Here is a 19,322-nt window from a genome sequence, read left to right on the forward strand (position 1 = left end):
CCGGGTGTGACGTACGGCCGGTCCGCGTCGCGCGGGCCGGCCGTCGGTGCTCAGCGGCGGGTGTCGTCGCCGTGCGCCTGGGAGACCAGGTCGATGGCGACGGTGAGGACGGCTCCGCGCTTCTCCTCCGGATCGCCCTCGAAGCTCTTGAGGGCGAAGCTGCCGGCGTGCAGGGTGAAGAGCGCGCTCATGCACCGCACCTGGTTCTCCAGGGGGGTGTCCGGTTCCTGCATCAGCGCCATCAGGCTGAGCATCCGCTCCTTGAACATCTCGCCGATGCTCAACTCCCGTACCGTCGCCTGGTTTTCCTGCATGAAGCGGAAGAGGCCCTCCGCGGAGGCGAGGGCGGCGCTGTAGCGGCGGAGCAGTTCGCGTTTGGTGTCCAGGGTGCGCGGCTGCCGCGAGCCCCATTCGATCAGCTCGTCTATCGGACCGGTCAGGTCCTCGAAGAGGCTGATCAGAATGTCCTCCTTGGTCTTGAAGTGGTAGTAGAGCGCGGCCTTGGTGACGTCCAGGTGCTCGGCGATCTCCCGCAGGGAGGTCTTCTCGTAGCCCTGCTCGGCGAAGAGCTCCAGGGCTACGTCCTGGATGCGCTGCCGGGTGTCGCCCCGCCGCTGCTGCCGTCCGCTCTGCATGGCCAGTCCTCGCCCTCATGGAAAAACTTACTTGACGCCCGGCTAGTTAGCCCTCTATTTTGTACCAGTGTAGTCAACTAGCCGGGCGGCAAGTAAGCCTGCCGGGGTGCTCAGGTCCCCTGCGCACCATCCCGCACCCGGCCGCAGTACGACTTTTCCGTCGTGCCCCGCGTCCTACTGCACGCAGTACTTCGTACCGTGCTTCTGCGGCGGAGCCCCGCCGTCCTTCACGTCCCAGGGGGATTCGATGACCACCCAGCCCGACCAGGCGGCCGAGGCCGTACCAGAGGGCGGCAAACCGCAGCGCAGTGTGCGTGTCGTGCTGCTCGCCCTGATGATCGCCATGCTGCTCGCGATGCTCGACAACATGATCGTGGGTACCGCGATGCCGACGATCGTCGGCGAGCTGGGCGGTCTGGAGCATCTCTCCTGGGTGGTCACCGCCTACACCCTGGCCACCGCCGCCTCCACCCCGATCTGGGGCAAGATCGGCGACATGTACGGCCGCAAGGGCAGCTTCCTGACGTCCATCGTGATCTTCCTGATCGGTTCCGCGCTCAGCGGTATGGCGCAGGACATGGGGCAGCTCATCGGCTTCCGCGCGATCCAGGGCCTCGGTGCCGGCGGTCTGATGGTCGGCGTGATGGCGATCATCGGCGATCTGATCCCGCCCCGGGAGCGCGGCAAGTACCAGGGCATGATCGCCGGTGTGATGGCCCTCGCCATGATCGGCGGGCCGCTCGTCGGCGGCACCATCACCGACCACCTCGGCTGGCGCTGGTCCTTCTACATCAACCTGCCGCTGGGCGTCGTCGCACTGGCCGCCGTCACCGCCGTGCTGCACCTGCCGAAGAAGCGCGCCCAGGGCCGTATCGACTACCTCGGCGCCATGCTGCTCACCGTCGGCATCACCGCCATCGTCCTGGTCACCACCTGGGGCGGCACCGAGTACGACTGGGGCTCGGCCGTCATCATGGAGCTGATCGGCATCGGGGTCGCCGCGCTCATCGGCTTCGTCTTCGTCCAGACGCGGGCCGCGGAACCGATCGTGCCGCTGCACATATTCCGCAGCCGCAACTTCACGCTGATGTCCGTGATCGGCTTCGTCACCGGCTTTGTGATGTTCGGCGCGGTGCTCTTCCTGCCGCTCTACCAGCAGTCGGTGCAGGGCGCCTCGGCGACCAACTCCGGGCTGCTGCTGCTTCCGATGCTGCTGGCGATGATGGTGGTGTCGCTGGTCGCCGGCCGGATCACCACCAGCACCGGCCGGTACAAGATCTTCCCGATCCTGGGCGGGGTGCTGATGGTCGTCGGCCTCTATCTGCTCTCCACCATGGACACCGGCACCACCCGCTTCACCTCCGGCCTCTTCATGGCGGTGCTGGGCGCGGGCATGGGCTTCCTGATGCAGATCACCATGATGGTGGCGCAGAACAGCGTGGAGATGCGTGACATGGGCGTCGCCTCCTCGGCGACCACCCTCTTCCGCACCCTCGGCTCGTCCTTCGGCGTCGCCGTCATGGGCGCGCTCTTCAACCACCGGGTGCAGGACGTGATGGCCGAGAAGGCCGGGGTGCTCGGCGGGCAGATCACCGCGAAGTCGGCGCAACTCGACGCGGCCAGCCTGGCCAAGCTGCCCGCCGCCGCCCGCGAGGCCTACCAGTACGCCGTCAGCGCCGGTACCCACTCCGCGTTCCTGCTGGGCGCGGTCATCGGGGTCGTCGTCCTGGTCATGGCCCTCTTCGTCCAGGAGACCCCGCTGCGGGGCGCCGACCCCAAGAAGCCGGCCGAGTCGGCGGACGGGGACGCGGCGCGGGGCGGTCAGACGGTCGCGGAGTCCGTCTGACGGTTCCCCTGCTCTGCCGTGGCCCGGTCCCCCTCGCCCGGTCCACGTCGGTCCACGTCGGCCCCCGGAGCGGTGCGCCCCGTCTCCCCGATCACCCGCCCCGGTCAGTCCTGGGGCGGGTGCAGCATCGGGTAGCTGCCGGTGCTGGTGGGGGCGTGTTCGGGGAGCCAGAGGATGGCTACCGCGCCCTGGGCGGGGGTGTCCTCCGGGGCGCCTGGTGGGCGGACGTTGCGGAAGGTGAGGCGGGCGCCGAGGACGCGGGCCTGGCCGGCGGCGATGGTGAGGCCGAGGCCGTGTCCGTGGCCCGCCCGGTCCGCGCTGCCGGTGCGGAACCGGCGCGGCCCGCGGGCCAGCAGATCCGCGGGGAAGCCGGTGCCGTGGTCGCGGATCCGGATCACCCGGCCCTCGACGGTGACCTCCACCGGCGGCCGCCCGTGCTTGGCGGCGTTGGCGAGGAGGTTGGACACGATGCGGTCCAGCCGCCGTGGATCGGTGGTCACCTCCGCCTCGTGCTCCACCCGTACCGACACCTCGTGGTGGTGGACGGCGGCCACCCGGCGGGAGACGAACTCGCCGACCAGGATGTCGTGCAGCTCGGCCCGTTCCGCGGCACTGTCCAGCCGGGCCACTTCCAGTACGTCCTCGACCAGGGTCCGCATGGCCTGCGCCCGGTCCTTGACCAGTTCGCTGGGGCGGCCCTCGGGCAGCAGCTCGGCCGCGGTGACCAGACCGGTGACCGGGGTGCGCAGCTCGTGCGCGATGTCCGCGGTGACCCGCCGCTCGGCCAGTACCCGTTCCTGCAGGGCGTCCGCCATGGCGTCCACCGCGCGCGCCAGGTCGTCCGTCTCGTCGCGGACCACCCCGCCGATCGACTCGCGCACCCGTACATCGGTCTCGCCCTGGGCGACGCGGCCCGCGGCGGCGGCCGCCTTCCGCAGCCGCCGCGACAACTGGCCGCCGATGAGCACCCCGAGCGCGCAGCCGCCGAAGACCACCGCGATCGAGCCGATGACCAGCGCCTGGTCCAGGTCCTTCAGCACCCGGGCGTTGCGGTCGGTGAACGGTGTGTGCAGCGAGAGCACATGCCCGTCCTTGAGGGGGACCGCGGCCCAGATGTCCGCCGTTCCGCTGGCGCTCTGCGAGACATAGGTGGAGCGCCGCCCGTCCTGCGCCTTCTCCCGGAGTCCGGCGGGCAGGCCCCGGTCGTCGACCTTGCTGCCGAACTGGAGCCGCCCGGTCGCCTCGTAGATCCGCTGGGCGTACTGGATGCGGACGTCCTGCACATCGCGGGAGCCGTCCAGCATGGAGCCGCGGGCCGCGTTGTGCACGACCAGGCTGAGGGTCAGCGCGACCAGCGCGCCGACCAGGGTGATGGCCGCGCTCAGCTTCCAGCGCAGCCCAGTGCGCAGCCGGCGCCGGCCGGCCCGGCGCAGTGCGCGAAGCCATCCCGCGGGCCCGCCCACCGCGGTGGCGCCGCGCTTCTCCCGGCCGGGCCCGGCGCCCGGCGCACGCTGCGGCGCCGGGACGCGGCGCGTGTTCCCGGTGTTCTGTGTCTGCTGCCTCGACGGCCCCATGGCGCTCAGGCCTTCAACTTGTAGCCGAAGCCGCGGACCGTCTCGATCCGGTCCTGGCCGATCTTGGTGCGCAGCCGCTGCACATGGACGTCCACGACTCTGGTGTCGCCGCCCCAGCCGTAGTCCCACACCCGTTCCAGCAGTTTGTCGCGGGAGAGGACGGTGCCGGGTGCGGTGGAGAACTCCAGCAGCAGCCGCATCTCGGTCGGGGTCAGCGCCACCGGGGCGCCGGCCCTCCGTACCTCCATGCCCTCGGTGTCGATCCGCAGATCACCGAAGTTCAGTACGGCGGCGACCGGTTCGTCCTCCCCGGTCCCGGTGCCGTCGCCGCCGGATCCGGCGTGGCCGAAGCGGCGCAGTACCGCCCGGATCCGTGCCACCAGCACCGCACCGTCGAACGGTTTCGTGACGTAGTCGTCGGCGCCGGCCTCCAGGCCGAGCACCACGTCGATCGAGTCGGCCCGCGCCGACAGCATGATCACCGGCACCGTGGACTCGTCCCGGATGCGGCGGCACAGGCTCACGCCGTCCATACCGGGCACCATCACGTCGAGCAGCGCGATGTCGGGCTGGTCGGCGCGGAACGCCTCAAGGCCGGCCAGCCCGTCGGGAATGGCGGTGACCGCGAAGCCGACCCGCTCCAGTGCCAACTGGGTCGCCTCCCGGATGACGTCGTCGTCCTCGACGAACAGGACATGAGTCTGCTCAGCCATCGGAAATCCGCTGCTCCGTGTGTCGTCGGGTCAGGTGTCGTCGGGTGAGGGGTCCGAGGGGACGGCCAACTGCCCGTCGCCCACCGCGTTGCTGTAGTCGTTGTGCGTCCGGTCCCGCTCGGCGAAGTGGCCGGCGGCCCACCGGTAGGTGATCACGTCCTCGCCCGAGGGGTAGGACGCCGGGTCGCCCTTCTCGTAGACCTGCTTCGTCACCACCAGGTCCCCGCGGTCGATCTCCGCGTACACCGGGGGGGCCTCCGCGGTGAAGACGTTCCGGTACTGCCCGCCCGCCAGCCGGTAGACATAGGCGCCGATACCGACGGCGTCGCCGCAGGTCATCACGTTCACCACGATGTCGGGGCGGGGACCCGCGGTGATGTTGCCGTAGGAGACGTCGACCGGGTACTCCTTGCCCTGGCCGCAGGGCTTCAGGCTCCGCTTGACCTGCGGGGAGACCTTCGGATCGGACTTGACCAGCCGCACCGGGTCCACCCGCCGCCGCGGGGACTGCGAGGCGACCGGCGCCGGGGAGGACCGCCCGACCTGGTCGGTACGGGCCGGGCCCTCGTCGCGGGTGCCGGTGCTGCCGGTGGAACAGGCGGCCAGAAACAGGCCGATGGCGGCGAGCACGGCCACCGCCGAACCCCCCGCCTTCAGAACCCGCCCGCCTCGTTCCCTTAGGCCGCGCAACTCTCCTGCTCCTCACGTACCTGCCGGTGCGCGGTGGACTCGTCGGCCGCGCGGCTCTCCAGTTCCTGGCGGAGCCGGGCGAGCGCGCGGTGCAGCGTGCTCTTGACCGTTCCGGCCGACATACCGAGGGCGGCGGCCGTCTCCTCCGTGGACATCTGCTCCCAGTGTCGCAGCACCACGACACTGCGCTGCTTGGGAGCCAGCACCTTCAGGACATCCATCAGCAGGGCCCGGTCCGCGTGCTGCTCGGTGGAGTCCTCGATCCGGGGCTCGGGGAGCTGCTCGGTGGGGACCTCCTCCAGCCGGCGGGCCCGCCACCACTCGGTCCTGGTGTTGATCATGACGCGGCGCAGATAGGCGTCCGCGAGGCGCTTGTCGGCGATGCCGTCCCAGCGGCCGTAGGTGCGGGCCAGCGCGGTCTGGAGCAGGTCCTGCGCGTCGACCGGGTCCGGGACCAGCCGGCGGGCACTGCGCAGCAGCGCATCCTGCCGAGTGCGGACGTACTCCTCGAACTCAAGCACCTCGCCGTGCGCCATGATCAACCGCCTCCGTTCTCTGCCTGCCGTCACCCTCGGTGGGGTACGGCCAAGAAGTTACGGAGCTGTTGTCACGGCACTGTGCGGTCCGGCCTGCGGCGGACGCACGGCTGTCCGTCGGTTGTGTAACGGAAGTAGGGGCCGCCTAAGAACGCGGCGGTCTCAGGTCAGCGGCAGCCGGTACGCCCCGCCCGGCAGCGGCTCCACCAGCCCGTCCGCGACCAGCCCGTCCAGCGCCCGCGCCCGCTGCACCGGCTCGTGCCACACCCGGTCCAGCACCGCCTGCGGCACCGGCCCGTCCACCTCGCGCAGTACGGCGAGCAGCTTGCCCCGCACCTGGCGGTCGGTGCCCGCATAGGTCTGGCCGCGCCGCGGGGGGCCGGCGTGCTCGGGCTTGCCGGCCTGCCGCCAGGCACAGCGGGAGGCGATCGGGCAGCGCACACAGCTCTCGTTCTTCGCCGTGCAGATCAGCGCGCCCAATTCCATGGAGGCGGCCGCCCAGGCCGCGGCCGTCGACTCGTCCTGCGGCAGCAGCGCGCGGGCGAGACGGCGCTCGGCCGCGGTGGTCGCGTTCGGCGGGTACTGCACACCGGTCACCGCCCGCGCCAGCACCCGCCGCACATTGGTGTCCAGCACCGCATGACGCTGCCCGTACGCGAAGGAGGCCACCGCCGCCGCCGTGTACTCGCCGATCCCCGGCAGCGCCAGCAGTTGCCCGTGCTCCGCCGGTACATCGCCGCCGTGCCGTTCCGTTATGGCGACGGCGGCCCCGTGCAGCCGCAGCGCGCGCCGCGGATAGCCGAGCCGCCCCCAGGCGCGGACCGCCTCACCGGGCGCCTCCGCGGCCAGGTCGGCGGGGCGCGGCCAGCGCGCGAGCCACTGCTCGTACACCGGGAGGACCCGGTTCACCGGGGTCTGCTGGAGCATGAACTCGCTCACCATCACGCCCCAGGCACCGGCCTCGGAGCGGCGCCACGGCAGATCGCGGGCGTGCTGGGCGAACCAGTCGATGACCGGTTCATGGAAGGCCTCGGGCGAGGCGGCGGGCTCCGGAACGGTGGGCAGGGCGGCCCCGGACTGCCCGGGTGCGGGCTGTACGTGCTGTGGTTGCTGTACATGCTGTGTGTGCTGTGCGTTCATGGCTTCCCGATCCTGCCATGTGCACCCCGCGCCCCGGGGCGTGCCCCGGCCGGGGCAAACGGGTACCGGACAGGGGGCGGCGCCCGGTTGACGACCGCCCGGCCCGATCCGCCCAGCCTCAACGGCGGCCCGCGCGGCGGCGGTTGCCGGTGCGGCGGTGGCTCGGCCGGTCCTCGGGGCGGTGGTCGGGGGCGCCGTAACCGACGGAGCCGGGTGCCGGCTGGCCGGGCAGTGCCGGGGTCCCGGCGCCCACGCACCAGCGCACCGCGCCGGACCCGGAGCCGCGCATCGCCAGTACCAGCTTCTCCACCGGGCCGCGCAGCACCCGCATCGCCAGCATCGCCAGCAGTGCGCCGAAGACCAGCCCGGCCAGCACATCGTGCGGGTAGTGCACGCCCACGAAGACCCGGGAGAACGCCATCAGCACCGCCATCGGCAGGGTGAGCACGCCGATGCCGCGCCAGGCCAGCAGCAGCGCCACCGCCGCACCCCCGGCGATCACCGAGTGGTTGCTGGGGAACGACCAGTCGCCGTGCGGCGGGCACTCGACCAGGGAGGCGGGCGCCCCGGCCACCGCACGGCAGGGCCGCTCCTCCTGCACCGCGGACTTGACCGCCTCGCTCAGTACCAGGGCGACCGCGGTGGCCACCGGCGCCAGTACGGCCAGGGCCACGGCCGCCGCGTCCTCGCGCCGGGACCGCCACCAGCCGATCACGAACAGCACGCCGAACAGCAGCAGTCCGGCTTCCGTCCACACTTCGCCGAGCTGCTGCACCCAAGTCGGGGTGGAGTGCGCGAAGTCCGTGATGTCGAGATAGAGGTCGGAGTCCATCCGTACATGGTCCCGGATGGGGGCGGGGTGCTCTGCCCCGCCCCCTGTCTCCGGGATGCGGGTGCGGGTCAACACCCTTGGCCGGTAAGGGAGAACGCCCGCGGAATCGCTTCTGCGGGATGATGATCGGCAAAAGTTGCCTACCCGCACCGGCGGGTAGGCGGGAGAACGCGCCGATCTCTCGTAGAGTTCGGGCCGTGGGATCTCTGCGCAATCCGGTCGGGCCGCTTCCCTCCTCCATCTACTGGCGACGGAGGGCCGTTCTGCTGTCCCTGCTCGCAGTGCTGGCGCTCCTCGTCACCTGGCTGGTGACGGTCGGCGGTGGCGGCGGGAAGAACGCGGGCGGCGCCGACGGCAAGGGCCCCGCGCCGTCCATCACCCCCGGACCGTCCGGTTCGGGCCCCGCGATCAGCGAGCAGCCGGGCGGCCGTGACGAGTCCGACGGGGGCAACGGGTCGGGCGGCAGCGGCAGTTCGGGCGGATCGGGAGACTCGAAAGGCTCCGGAGGCGAGGAGGCCGGCGGCGGTTCGGACGGCGGTTCCGGCGGTGGATCCGGTGGCGGTGCCGGTTCCGGTACGGGCGGTGGTTCGGGTGGGGCGGTCTACGGAGGCGGTTCGGGTGACCGGGTGCCGGCCGGGTCCAGCCTGCCCGACTGCACCACCGGCAGCGTGAAGTTGACCGTCCACAGTGTGCGCAACTCCTACCAGCCGGGCAGAAAGCCCCAGTTCGAGATCACCGTGAGCAACTCCTCGGGCAGCGCCTGCAAGATCGACCTCGGGCCGGTCCGCACCGTGCTCACCATCACGCCGACCGGGGACGACCAGAGCCTCTGGGCGTCCGACGACTGTGTGCGCGGCGGCGGCAGCCGGCTGCTGCGGGTGCCCGCCGACGGCCGGGTGAAGCAGACCGTGACCTGGGACCGCCGCCCCGGCGCCGCCGAGTGCGCCACCCCGTCCGGCGGCCCCGCCCCCACCGGCACCTATCTGGTGGAGGCCAAGGCGCCCGGCTTCCCGAAGGTGCGGACGTCCTTCGTCCTCGCGGCGGACTGAGACCGGCCCGCGCCCGCGGGCCGCGTAGAGGTCAGACGTAGCGTTCCAGGATCGAGGACTCGGCCAGGCGGGAGAGGCCCTCGCGGACGCTGCGGGCGCGGGCCTCGCCGACGCCGTCCACCGTCTGCAGGTCGTCCACGCTCGCGGCGAGCAGCTTCTGCAGGCCGCCGAAGTGCTCCACCAGCCGGTCGATGATCGCGCCGGGCAGCCGCGGCACCTTCGCCAGCAGCCTGAAGCCCCGCGGCGAGACCGCCGCGTCCAGCGCCTCCGGAGAGCCCGTGTACCCCAACGCCCTTGCCACCGTGGGCAGTTCGAGCAGCTCGCCGTGGGACAGCTTGTCCAGCTCGGTCAGCGCCTCCTCGACGGTGCGGGAACGCTTCGCGGTGGGCGCCGGCACATAGTCCCGCACCACCAGCTCACGCTCCGGCTCCACCCCGGCGATCAACTCATCGAGCTGGAGGGCCAGTAGCCGCCCGTCGGTGCCCAACTCCACGACGTACTCGGCGATTTCGGTGGCGATACGGCGCACCATCTCCAGGCGCTGCGCCACCGCCGTCACATCGCGCACCGTCACCAGGTCCTCGATCTCCAGCGCGGAGAGGGTGCCGGCGACCTCGTCGAGGCGGAGCTTGTACCGCTCCAGGGTGGCGAGGGCCTGGTTGGCCCGGGACAGGATGGCCGCCGAGTCCTCCAGGACCCGCCGCTGGCCGTCGACATAGAGCGCGATCAGGCGCATCGACTGGGACACCGAGACCACCGGGAAGCCGACCTGCTTGCTGACCCGGTCCGCGGTGCGGTGCCGGGTGCCGGTCTCCTCGGTGGGGATCATCGGATCGGGCACCAACTGCACACCGGCCCGCAGGATCTTCGTCATCTCCCGGTCCAGCACGATGCCGCCGTCGAGTTTGCACAGCTCCCGCAGCCGCGTCGCGGTGAACTCCACGTCCAGTACGAAGCCGCCGGTGCACATCGCCTCGACGGTCCGGTCGGAGCCCAGGACGATGAGACCGCCCGTATTGCCCCGGAGGATCCGCTCCAGGCCGTCCCGCAGGGCCGTGCCGGGGGCGACGGCACTCAGCGAGGCGCGCATCAGCACGTCGGCACTCGAACCCCCGGTCTTGCCGGGTGCTGCCGCCCGGTCGTTGGCTGCCACTGCATTCCTCCGGTCGGGTTCTGTGGGGGCGCCCCGCCGTTCGCACGCGTGGGCGAGACCGGGGCAAAGTCTACCGGCGCTGCTCCGTCTCCCGCGGGGCCTCTCGGCGGCGGCTGCGTGGCAGCACCCGCAGAGCGTCTCCCATGTCGGCCACCTCCGTCACCTTCATACCCGCCGGGACCTTCCCCGGATCCGCCGGGACGAGGGCGTGGGTGAAGCCCAGCCGGTGCGCCTCGGTGAGCCGCCGCTGCACACCGGTGACCCGCCGCACCTCGCCGGCGAGGCCCACCTCGCCGATCGCCACCAGGTTCTTCGGCAGCGGGGTGTCGCTGGCCGCGCTCGCCAGGGCCAGCGCCACCGCCAGGTCGGCGGCCGGCTCGGAGAGCTTCACCCCGCCGACGGTGGCCGAGTAGATGTCGCGCTTGCCGAGGGCGGTGATCCGGCCCCGCTGCTCCAGCACGGCCAGCATCATCGACACCCGGGACGTCTCAAGGCCCGAGGTGGTGCGCCGCGGGGACGGGATCTGGGAGTCCACCGTCAGTGCCTGCACCTCGGCGACCAGGGGGCGGCGGCCCTCCAGGGTGACGGTGAGACAGGTGCCGGGGACCGGCTCGGCGCGCCTGGTCAGAAACAGCCCGGACGGGTCGGCGAGACCGGTGATGCCCTCGTCGTGCAGCTCGAAGCAGCCGACCTCGTCGGTGGTGCCGTAGCGGTTCTTCACGCCGCGGACCAGGCGGAGGCGGGCATGGCGGTCGCCCTCGAAGTGGAGCACCACATCGACGAGATGCTCCAGCAGGCGGGGGCCGGCGATGGCGCCGTCCTTGGTGACATGGCCGACGAGCAGGGTGGCCATCCCGCGTTCCTTGGAGGCGCGGATCAGCGCCCCCGCCACCTCCCGGACCTGGGCCATGCCGCCGGGGGCGCCGTCGATCTCCGGGGAGGCCACCGTCTGCACCGAGTCCAGGATCAGCAGGGACGGCTTGACCGCGTCGAGGTGGCCGAGGACGGCGGCCAGATCCGTCTCGGCGGCGAGATACAGGTGGTCGTGGATGGCCTTGATGCGGTCGGCCCGGAGCCGGACCTGGCTCGCCGACTCCTCGCCCGTGACATAGAGGGTGCGGTGCTCCTCGTGGGCGGCCTTGGCGGCGACGTCCAGCAGCAGGGTGGACTTGCCGACGCCGGGCTCGCCCGCCAGCAGCACCACGGCGCCGGGCACCAGGCCGCCGCCGAGGACCCGGTCCAGCTCGGGGACGCCGGTGCTGCGGGCGGTGGCCTGGCGGCCGTCGACCTGGCCGATGGGGACGGCGGTGGTGGTGACCCGGCCGGGCGCGGTGGTGCGGACCGCGGGCGCGCCGTACTCCTCGACCGTGCCCCAGGCCTGGCATTCAGGGCAGCGGCCGAGCCATTTGGCCGTCTGCCAGCCGCACTCGGTGCAGCGGAACGAGGGCCGGTCCTTGCCGGTCTTGGTACGGGTCGCCATGCGGGAAACCGTAGCGGGCGCCACTGACAGCGCCGCCCACGCCACCGGCGCCGCGGGCACGGCACCCGGCAACTCCGGTGCGCGCGGCGGGACTTGGGCGGGTGAGGACCCGGGGGAGTGGGGCCGGTGCACGCCCGTGCACACGGCGGGGAGCCGTGTACCGGCCGCATCCTCGGTCCCGTGCGGGCGCTGCTTCGTCCGCTTTCGAGCGATGTGTTCACCCGTAAGAATTAAATGTGTGCAAGGGGCGGGATGGACCCTTGGTGCCCCGCCTACGGTCGCACGGGTGATGAGCAGCAGGCCGGAATCCACCGTGCACACCACCGGCGCACACCGGGCGCACCGGGTAGACCGGGCGGATCGGGGCGCGCCCCGATCCGAGGCCGCCGAGGGGCCCGCCCCGGAGCCGGGGCCGCCCCGTGACGAGGCGCAGTGGGACGGGCTCTTCACCTACTGCCTCTCCGTCCTCTGCGACCACGAGGCCGCCACCGCCGCCCTCCGGGACGCCCTCGCCTTCGCCGAGCGGCGCGGGTCGCGCGGCCCGCAGGACGGGGACCGCCGCGCCTGGCTCTACGCCCTGGCCCGCTGGTCCTGCCTGCGGCAGCTCTCCGGCGCCCGGCACGCAGAGTCCCGCCACCGTGACGGGGGCCGCGCAACAGGGGCGCACACAGGCGCAGACCGGCGCGCGAGGGGGCACACGGCTGCGCCGGGGCACACATACGGTACGGCCACCGCGGACCGCCACCGCACCCCCGCCGAGCCCCACCGCCCCGACTGGGCCACCCGCCCCGCCGCCACCGCCCCCCGGCCGGACCGCGAAGCCGCGGAACAGAACGAACAGCAGGAGCAGGCAGACCGCGAGGGACCGGCGGAGCGGGAGGCTCTGGAGCGGGAGCAGCGGCGTCAACTGGCGCTGCTGGCCTGGCCGGAGGCCGCCGGCACCACCCCCGAGCAGCGCGAGGCCCTGGAGCTGGCGGTACGCCACCGTCTCGCCGCCCGCGAGGTGGCCGCGGTGGTCGGGATCGAGGTGGCCGCCGCCCGTGATCTGATCGCGTCCGCGGCCTGCGAGGTGGAGCGCACCCGGGCGGCGCTCGCGGTGGTCGAGTCCGGCGGCTGCCCCATCGTGGCCCGGCTCACCGGCGACCACCAGCTCCTGCTCGGCGCCACCCTCCGCCGCGAACTCGTACGTCATGTCGACGACTGCCCCCGCTGCCGCCGTACCGCGGAGCGCTGTGCCGCCGGTGCCTGGCCCGGGACCAGCCTGACGCCCTCGGCGCTGCCCCTGCTGCCCGCGCCCCGCGCCGCGCTCGGCCCGGCGGCGGGGCGGGGGGCGCGCGGCCGGGGCGGGCCGCGCTACGACCGGCGCGGGTTCCCCATGGACCCCCGGGACCACGCCGCGCGCCGCGACCGGATCCGGGCCCGCGCCGTCACCACCACCGTCGTCGCCACCGTGGTCGCCGCCCCCGTACTGGCGCTGTGGGCCGCCTACCGGGGTGCCCCGATCATCGGCGAGGGCACCGACGGCCGGTCCGTCACCGCCAGCAGATCCGACGGCAACCGCTCGCTGGACTCCGGGCGGGACGGCGACCGGTACGAGAACGCGGGCAACGCCAGCCGCACCCCGGACCCGCGCTTCAGCCCCGGCGACCGGCGGCACGATGTGTCGGTGGAGGTGATCAGCCCCGGCGGCGCCTCGCACGCGCCGGACGGGCAGGGCCGGCTCACGGTGACCGCGCGCCCGGCGGGCGGCGCCACCGTCATCACGCTCAGCGCCGCCGGCGGCCCGGTGCGCTGGCGGGCCCGCACCGGCGCCCCCTGGCTCTACCTCAGCAGTACCTCCGGCACGCTCAGGGCGGGCGGTACGCAGACCGTGCATGTGTATGTGGACCGCGGCCGGCAGCCCGCCGGGCCGTGGAGTGCGCGGATCACGCTGGAGCCGTCCGGCGCGGTGGTCCGCGTCGACGGGCACGGGCGGGGGCGGCCGTCCGGGTACCCGCGTCCGACGCCGTCGCGGACGGTGCCGGGTACGCCCGGTACGCCGAGTCCACCCGGGTCGCCGGAGCCGACGCCCAGTGGGTCCACCTCGCCCACCCCCACTCCCACCGGGCCGGGCAGTCCGGAGCCGACTCCCACGCCGACCGGCTCCACGCCCGGCCCGGGGGACTCCGACCCGCCACCCGGGGGCGGCACCGGCACCCCGGCCCCGGGCCCGAGCTGAAAGGTTCCGCCATCGGCAGCGCACCGGCCGGGCGCCGGGCCAGGTTCCAAGTCCCGTACGCCGCAAGGCCGTTGGCCTCCGGTGGGCGGGGGCCGGGATCAGGCGCGGGCCGGGTCCGCGGGGTGCGGGGCGACCAGGGGGAGGCCCGCCGCGAGGCGCTGCTCGCACAGCTCGGCCAGCCGGTCGTAGCCCTCCTTGCCCATCAGCTCGGTCAGCTCCGCGCGGTAGGAGACGTACACCGGCTCGCCCGCGCCGTGGGCGGAGCGGGCCGAGGTGCACCACCAGTGGAGGTCGTGCCCGCCCGGCCCCCAGCCCCTGCGGTCGTACTCGCCGATGGAGACCCGCAGGACGCGGGTGTCGTCGGGCCGGTCGACCCAGTCGTAGGTGCGGCGTACCGGGAGCTGCCAGCAGACGTCCGGCTTGGTCTCCAGCGGTTCGCGGCCCTCGCGCAGCGCCAGGATGTGCAGCGAGCAGCCCGCGCCGCCCGCGAAGCCGGGGCGGTTCTGGAAGATGCAGGAGCCCTGCCAGCGCCGGGTCTGCCGCTCGCCGTCCTCGTCCTCCTCCACCCAGCCGGTGCCGGTGCCCACCGGATGGTGCTGCCAGATGTCCGGGGTCAGCCGCGCCACATGGCCCGCCACCCGCTCCTCGTCCTCCTCGTCCGAGAAGTGCGCGCCCAGGGTGCAGCAGCCGTCGTCGGCGCGGCCCGCCTGGATGCCCTGGCAGCCGCTGCCGAACACGCAGTTCCACCGGGAGGTCAGCCATGTCAGATCGCAGCGGAAGACCTGCTCCACGTCGGCCGGGTCCGGGAACTCGACCCAGGCGCGGGCGAAGTCCAGACCCTGCTCGTCCCCGACCGGGGCGGTCCGCTGCGCCGCCCGCTTGCCGTCCGCCTGCTGCTTTCCCGGCTTTCCCGGCTTTCCCGGCTTCCCCTGCTTGCCCTGCGCGGGAGCGGTGGTTTTGTCGTCCTTCGCCTTTTTCGTCTTTGGCACACCCCCAGGGTATGCGTGACGAACCCCTCACGCGGACGGCCCCGGCCCGGATCGGCAGTAGCGTTCCGTATATGAGACTCGGTGTGCTCGACGTGGGATCGAACACGGTGCATCTGCTCGTGGTGGACGCCCACCCCGGGGCGCGGCCGCTGCCCGCGCACTCGCACAAGGCGGAGCTGCGGCTGGCCCAACTCCTCGACGCGGACGGCGCGATCGGCCCCGACGGCGTCGCCAGCCTGGTGTCCACAGTGCGGGACGCGCTCCAGGCCGCCGAGGACAAGGGCGTCGAGGATCTGCTGCCGTTCGCCACCTCCGCGGTCCGCGAGGCGCGCAACGCGGACGAGGTGCTGACCCGGGTCAAGGAGGAGACCGGGGTGAACCTGGAGGTCCTCAGCGGCGCCGACGAGGCCCGGCTGACCTTCCTCGCCGCCCGCCGCTGGTTCGGCTGGTCCGCGGGCCGCCTCCTGGTCCTGGACATCGGCGGCGGCTCCCTGGAGATCGCCTACGGCCTGGACGAGGAACCGGACGCCGCGGTGTCGCTGCCGCTGGGCGCCGGCCGCCTCACCGCCGCCTGGCTCCCCGGCGATCCCCCCGACGGCGACGCGGTACGGGCGCTGCGCCGCCACGCCAGGGCCGAGATCGCGCGCACCGTCGGCGAGTTCAGCCGCCTCGGGGCGCCCGACCATGTGGTGGCCACCTCGAAGACGTTCAAGCAGTTGGCCCGCCTCGCCGGGGCCGCCCGCTCCGCCGAAGGCCTGTACGTACAGCGGGAGTTGAAGCGGAAATCGCTGGAGGACTGGGTGCCGCGGCTGGCCGCGATGACCCGGGACGAGCGCAATGAGCTGCCCGGTGTCTCCGAGGGCCGCTCCGGCCAGTTGCTCGCCGGGGCGCTGGTCGCGGAGGGGGCGATGGACCTCTTCGGGGTGGAGAGCGTGGAGATCTGCCCGTGGGCCCTGCGGGAGGGCGTCATCCTGCGCCGCCTGGACCACATGAGCTGAGCGGGCCGGGGCCGCGGGCTGAGACGGGCACCACACCGTGACCGCCGCGGCGCCCCGTAGGCTGTGGGCGTGGCAGAACCAGCGGTGCGGATCCCCGACGCGAAGGTCGCGCTGTCCACGGCCTCGGTGTATCCGGAGTCGACGGCGACGGCCTTCGAGATCGCGGCGCGCGTGGGCTACGACGGCGTCGAGGTCATGGTCTGGACGGACCCGGTCAGCCAGGACGTGGAGGCGCTGCGCCGCCTCAGCGACTACCACGGCATCCCGATCCTCGCCGTGCACGCGCCCTGTCTGCTGATCACCCAGCGGGTGTGGTCCACCGACCCCTGGGTGAAGCTCCAGCGGGCCCGCGCCGTCGCCGAGAAGCTGGGCGCCGACACGGTGGTGGTGCACCCGCCGTTCCGCTGGCAGCGCCAGTACGCGCGCGGCTTCGTGGACGGCGTGTGGCGGATGGCGGGCGAGACCGATGTGCGCTTCGCCGTCGAGAACATGTACCCGTGGCGCTACCGCGACCGCGAGATGCTCGCCTACGCCCCCGAGTGGGATGTGACGCAGAGCGACTACCGGCACTTCACGGTGGACCTCTCGCACACCGCGACCGCCCGTACCGACGCCCTCGCCATGGTGGCCAGGATGGGCGACCGGCTCGGCCATGTGCATCTCGCCGACGGCACGGGCTCGGGCAAGGACGAGCACCTGGTGCCGGGGCGCGGCACCCAGCCCTGCGCCGAGGTGCTGGAGCAGTTGGCGGTGAGCGGCTTCGACGGCCATGTGGTGGTCGAGGTCAACACCCGGCGGGCCATGTCCGGCGCCGAACGCGAGGCGGACCTGGCGGAGGCGCTGGCCTTCACCCGGCTCCACCTCGCCACGTCCGCCCGGGTGCCCCGCGCATGACGGACACCCCGCGCCGCCGCGGCCGCCCCGCCGGCACCCGCGTCGGCCCCGGCACCCGCGAACTGATCCAGCTCACCGCCCGCCGCGAGTTCGCCGAACGCGGCTACGAGAAGACCTCGGTACGCGGTATCGCCAAGGCCGCCGGGGTCGATCCGGCGCTGGTGCACCACTACTTCGGCACCAAGGAGCAGGTCTTCGCGGCGGCCGTGGACATCGCCTTCGCGCCCGCGCTGGGCGCCCCGCAGAAGATGGCGGAGGGCCCGCCGGAGGCGGCCGGCGAGCGGCTGACCCGGTTCTTCTTCGCCACCTGGGAGGACCCGGCGACCCGCGCCCCCCTGCTGGCGATCATGCGCTCGGCGATGGACAACGAGGCCGCGGCCGCCGTCTTCCGCCGCCTGGTCTCCGCCCAACTCCTGGACCGGATCGCCGGGTTCATCGAACTGCCGGACGCCACGATCCGCGCGGAGCTGGCCGCCGCCCAGCTCGTCGGCGCCGCCATGCTCCGCTACGTACTGAAGGTGGACCCGCTGGCCTCGGCCGACGTGGAGGAGCTGGTACGGCGGCTGGCGCCGGTGGTGCAGCAGCACCTCACCGGGGCCTGACCCGGCCCTTCCGACAGGCCCTGGGACCCCCGTCCCGGATAGCGGACGGCGGGTCCGGATCGTGGAGGGGCGGCGTAGGCTCGGACGAGTCATACCCATCGAAGGAGCGAGCGACGATGCCCGAGCTGAGGTCCCGCACTGTCACCCACGGCCGCAACATGGCGGGCGCCCGTGCCCTTATGCGCGCCTCCGGGGTGGCGAGTTCGGACATCGGCAAGCCGATCGTCGCGGTCGCCAACTCCTTCACCGAGTTCGTGCCGGGCCACACCCACCTCCAGCCGGTGGGCCGCATCGTCAGCGAGGCGATCCAGGCCGCCGGGGCGGTGCCCCGCGAGTTCAACACCATCGCCGTCGACGACGGCATCGCCATGGGCCACGGCGGGATGCTCTACAGCCTGCCCTCCCGCGACCTGATCGCGGACAGCGTCGAGTACATGGTCGAGGCGCACTGCGCGGACGCCCTCATCTGCATCTCCAACTGCGACAAGATCACCCCCGGGATGCTGATGGCGGCCCTCCGCCTCAACATCCCGACGGTCTTCGTCTCCGGCGGCCCCATGGAGGCCGGCCGCGCCACCCTGGTCGACGGCACCGTCCGCAAGCTCGACCTGATCAACGCCATCAGCGACGCGGTCAACGAGTCCGTCTCCGACGAGGACATCCTCCGCATCGAGGAGAACGCCTGCCCCACCTGCGGCTCCTGCTCCGGGATGTTCACCGCCAACTCGATGAACTGCCTCACCGAGGCCATCGGCCTCTCCCTGCCGGGCAACGGCTCCGTCCTCGCCACCCACACCGCCCGCAAGGACCTCTACGAGCGCGCCGGCGCCACCGTCGTGGACATCGCCCGCCGCTACTACGAGCAGGACGACGACTCGGTACTGCCCCGCAGCATCGCCACCCACGCCGCCTTCGAGAACGCCATGGCCCTGGACATCGCCATGGGCGGCTCCACCAACACGATCCTGCACCTGCTGGCCGCCGCCCAGGAGGCCGAGGCCGGCTACGACCTCTCCGACATCGACGCCGTCTCCCGCCGGGTGCCCTGCCTGGCCAAGGTCGCCCCCAACGCCGCCCCCACCACCACGTACTACATGGAGGACGTGCACCGGGCCGGCGGCATCCCCGCGATCCTCGGCGAGCTGTACCGGGGCGGGCTGCTCAACGAGGACGTGCACACCGTGCACTCCCCGTCCATCAAGGACTGGCTCGCCGCCTGGGACGTGCGCGGCGGCTCGCCCACCGAGCAGGCCCTGGAGTTGTGGCACGCGGCGCCCGGCTGCCGGCGGTCCGCGGAGGCCTTCTCCCAGTCCGAGCGGTGGGAGTCCCTCGACACGGACGCCGCCGCCGGCTGCATCCGCGACGTGGCGCACGCCTACTCGCAGGACGGCGGCCTCGCCGTCCTCAAGGGCAACCTCGCCGAGGACGGCTGCGTGGTGAAGACCGCCGGCGTCGACGAGTCCATCTGGACCTTCGAAGGCCCCGCCGTGGTCTGCGAGTCCCAGGAGGAGGCCGTCGACAAGATCCTCCGCAAGGAGGTCGCCGAGGGCGACGTCGTCGTCATCCGCTACGAGGGCCCCAAGGGCGGCCCCGGAATGCAGGAGATGCTCTACCCGACGTCCTTCCTCAAGGGCCGCGGCCTCGGCAAGGCCTGCGCCCTGGTCACCGACGGCCGCTTCTCCGGCGGCACTTCGGGCCTCTCCATCGGCCACGCCTCCCCGGAGGCCGCGTCCGGCGGCACCATCGCCCTGGTCGAGGACGGCGACCGCATCCGCATCGACATCCCCGCCCGCACCATCGAACTCCTCGTGGACCAGCCGACGTTGGCCGCCCGCCGGGAAGCCCTCGGCGGCGTGTACGCGCCCCGGGCACGGGAGCGCAAGGTGTCCGCCGCGCTCCGCGCCTACGCCGCGATGGCCACCAGTGCCGACAAGGGCGCGGTCCGCGACGTGGACCGCCTCTCGTCCTGACCC

At 73.0% G+C, this 19,322-nt stretch carries 17 protein-coding genes; 7 read left to right on the plus strand and 10 right to left on the minus strand.

The features are described from left to right. Positions 1-50: 50 nt before the first annotated feature. Positions 51-635: a TetR/AcrR family transcriptional regulator gene (locus ACFVST_RS12520; RefSeq protein WP_390149638.1), complete on the minus strand. Its 585-nt coding sequence runs from the start codon at positions 633-635 to the stop codon at positions 51-53. Between the two features lie 247 nt (positions 636-882). On the opposite strand from ACFVST_RS12520, the gene ACFVST_RS12525 reads away from it, so the two are divergent. Beyond that, the gene (locus ACFVST_RS12525) at positions 883-2,481 is read left to right on the plus strand and encodes an MDR family MFS transporter (protein WP_390149640.1); all 1,599 of its coding nucleotides are present in this window, start codon (positions 883-885) and stop codon (positions 2,479-2,481) included. A 104-nt stretch (positions 2,482-2,585) separates the two neighbouring features. Here the strand turns inward: ACFVST_RS12525 and cseC are convergent, their stop codons facing one another. From cseC to ACFVST_RS12555, 6 genes are all read right to left on the minus strand, one after another. Further along, positions 2,586-4,055, minus strand: a complete 1,470-nt coding sequence (gene cseC / locus ACFVST_RS12530; RefSeq protein WP_390149641.1) for a two-component system sensor histidine kinase CseC — start codon at positions 4,053-4,055, stop codon at positions 2,586-2,588. A 5-nt stretch (positions 4,056-4,060) separates the two neighbouring features. Beyond that, positions 4,061-4,768: a two-component system response regulator CseB gene (gene cseB / locus ACFVST_RS12535; protein WP_390149644.1), complete on the minus strand. Its 708-nt coding sequence runs from the start codon at positions 4,766-4,768 to the stop codon at positions 4,061-4,063. 30 nt (positions 4,769-4,798) lie between these two features. Next, positions 4,799-5,404 (minus strand): hypothetical protein, encoded by a 606-nt coding sequence (locus ACFVST_RS12540; protein WP_390149646.1) that lies wholly within the window; start codon positions 5,402-5,404, stop codon positions 4,799-4,801. A gap of 41 nt (positions 5,405-5,445) precedes the next feature. Then, a complete protein-coding gene (locus ACFVST_RS12545; RefSeq protein ID WP_390149648.1) occupies positions 5,446-5,994 on the minus strand; it encodes a SigE family RNA polymerase sigma factor in 549 nt (182 codons plus the stop codon). 162 nt (positions 5,995-6,156) lie between these two features. Continuing rightward, entirely contained in the window at positions 6,157-7,134 is a 978-nt protein-coding gene (locus ACFVST_RS12550) for an A/G-specific adenine glycosylase (protein WP_390149650.1), read from the minus strand. A 118-nt stretch (positions 7,135-7,252) separates the two neighbouring features. After that, positions 7,253-7,966: a phosphatase PAP2 family protein gene (locus ACFVST_RS12555; protein WP_390149651.1), complete on the minus strand. Its 714-nt coding sequence runs from the start codon at positions 7,964-7,966 to the stop codon at positions 7,253-7,255. 197 nt (positions 7,967-8,163) lie between these two features. Here ACFVST_RS12555 and ACFVST_RS12560 point away from each other — a divergent pair, with 197 nt between their 5' ends. Continuing rightward, positions 8,164-9,015, plus strand: a complete 852-nt coding sequence (locus tag ACFVST_RS12560) for a hypothetical protein (protein WP_390149653.1) — start codon at positions 8,164-8,166, stop codon at positions 9,013-9,015. Positions 9,016-9,046: 31 nt separating this feature from the next. Here the strand turns inward: ACFVST_RS12560 and disA are convergent, their stop codons facing one another. Together disA and radA are read right to left on the minus strand one after the other, a co-directional pair. Next, entirely contained in the window at positions 9,047-10,168 is a 1,122-nt protein-coding gene (gene disA / locus ACFVST_RS12565) for a DNA integrity scanning diadenylate cyclase DisA (RefSeq protein ID WP_390149655.1), read from the minus strand. Between the two features lie 70 nt (positions 10,169-10,238). Beyond that, positions 10,239-11,648: a DNA repair protein RadA gene (radA, locus tag ACFVST_RS12570; protein ID WP_390149657.1), complete on the minus strand. Its 1,410-nt coding sequence runs from the start codon at positions 11,646-11,648 to the stop codon at positions 10,239-10,241. A gap of 289 nt (positions 11,649-11,937) precedes the next feature. On the opposite strand from radA, the gene ACFVST_RS12575 reads away from it, so the two are divergent. Further along, entirely contained in the window at positions 11,938-13,866 is a 1,929-nt protein-coding gene (locus ACFVST_RS12575) for a hypothetical protein (RefSeq protein ID WP_390149659.1), read from the plus strand. Between the two features lie 98 nt (positions 13,867-13,964). Here the strand turns inward: ACFVST_RS12575 and ACFVST_RS12580 are convergent, their stop codons facing one another. Further along, positions 13,965-14,855: a hypothetical protein gene (locus tag ACFVST_RS12580; protein ID WP_390149661.1), complete on the minus strand. Its 891-nt coding sequence runs from the start codon at positions 14,853-14,855 to the stop codon at positions 13,965-13,967. Positions 14,856-14,926: 71 nt separating this feature from the next. Between ACFVST_RS12580 and ACFVST_RS12585 the strand changes: the two genes are divergently transcribed. The 4 genes from ACFVST_RS12585 (at position 14,927) to ilvD (ending at position 19,319) form a co-directional block, all read left to right on the plus strand. Continuing rightward, entirely contained in the window at positions 14,927-15,853 is a 927-nt protein-coding gene (locus tag ACFVST_RS12585) for a Ppx/GppA family phosphatase (RefSeq protein ID WP_390149663.1), read from the plus strand. Positions 15,854-15,922: 69 nt separating this feature from the next. Beyond that, on the plus strand, positions 15,923-16,747 hold the full coding sequence (locus tag ACFVST_RS12590; protein ID WP_390149665.1) for a sugar phosphate isomerase/epimerase family protein: 825 nt from the start codon (positions 15,923-15,925) through the stop codon (positions 16,745-16,747). Further along, complete coding sequence (locus tag ACFVST_RS12595; RefSeq protein WP_390149666.1) at positions 16,744-17,349, plus strand: TetR family transcriptional regulator; 606 nt, start codon at positions 16,744-16,746, stop codon at positions 17,347-17,349. Before ACFVST_RS12590 ends, ACFVST_RS12595 begins: the two co-directional genes overlap by 4 nt. 116 nt (positions 17,350-17,465) lie before the next feature. Continuing rightward, a complete protein-coding gene (gene ilvD / locus ACFVST_RS12600; protein WP_390149668.1) occupies positions 17,466-19,319 on the plus strand; it encodes a dihydroxy-acid dehydratase in 1,854 nt (617 codons plus the stop codon). The last annotated feature ends 3 nt before the right edge of the window (positions 19,320-19,322 follow it).

This window comes from Streptomyces sp. NPDC058045, assembly GCF_042885635.1.
Taxonomy (GTDB): domain Bacteria; phylum Actinomycetota; class Actinomycetes; order Streptomycetales; family Streptomycetaceae; genus Streptomyces.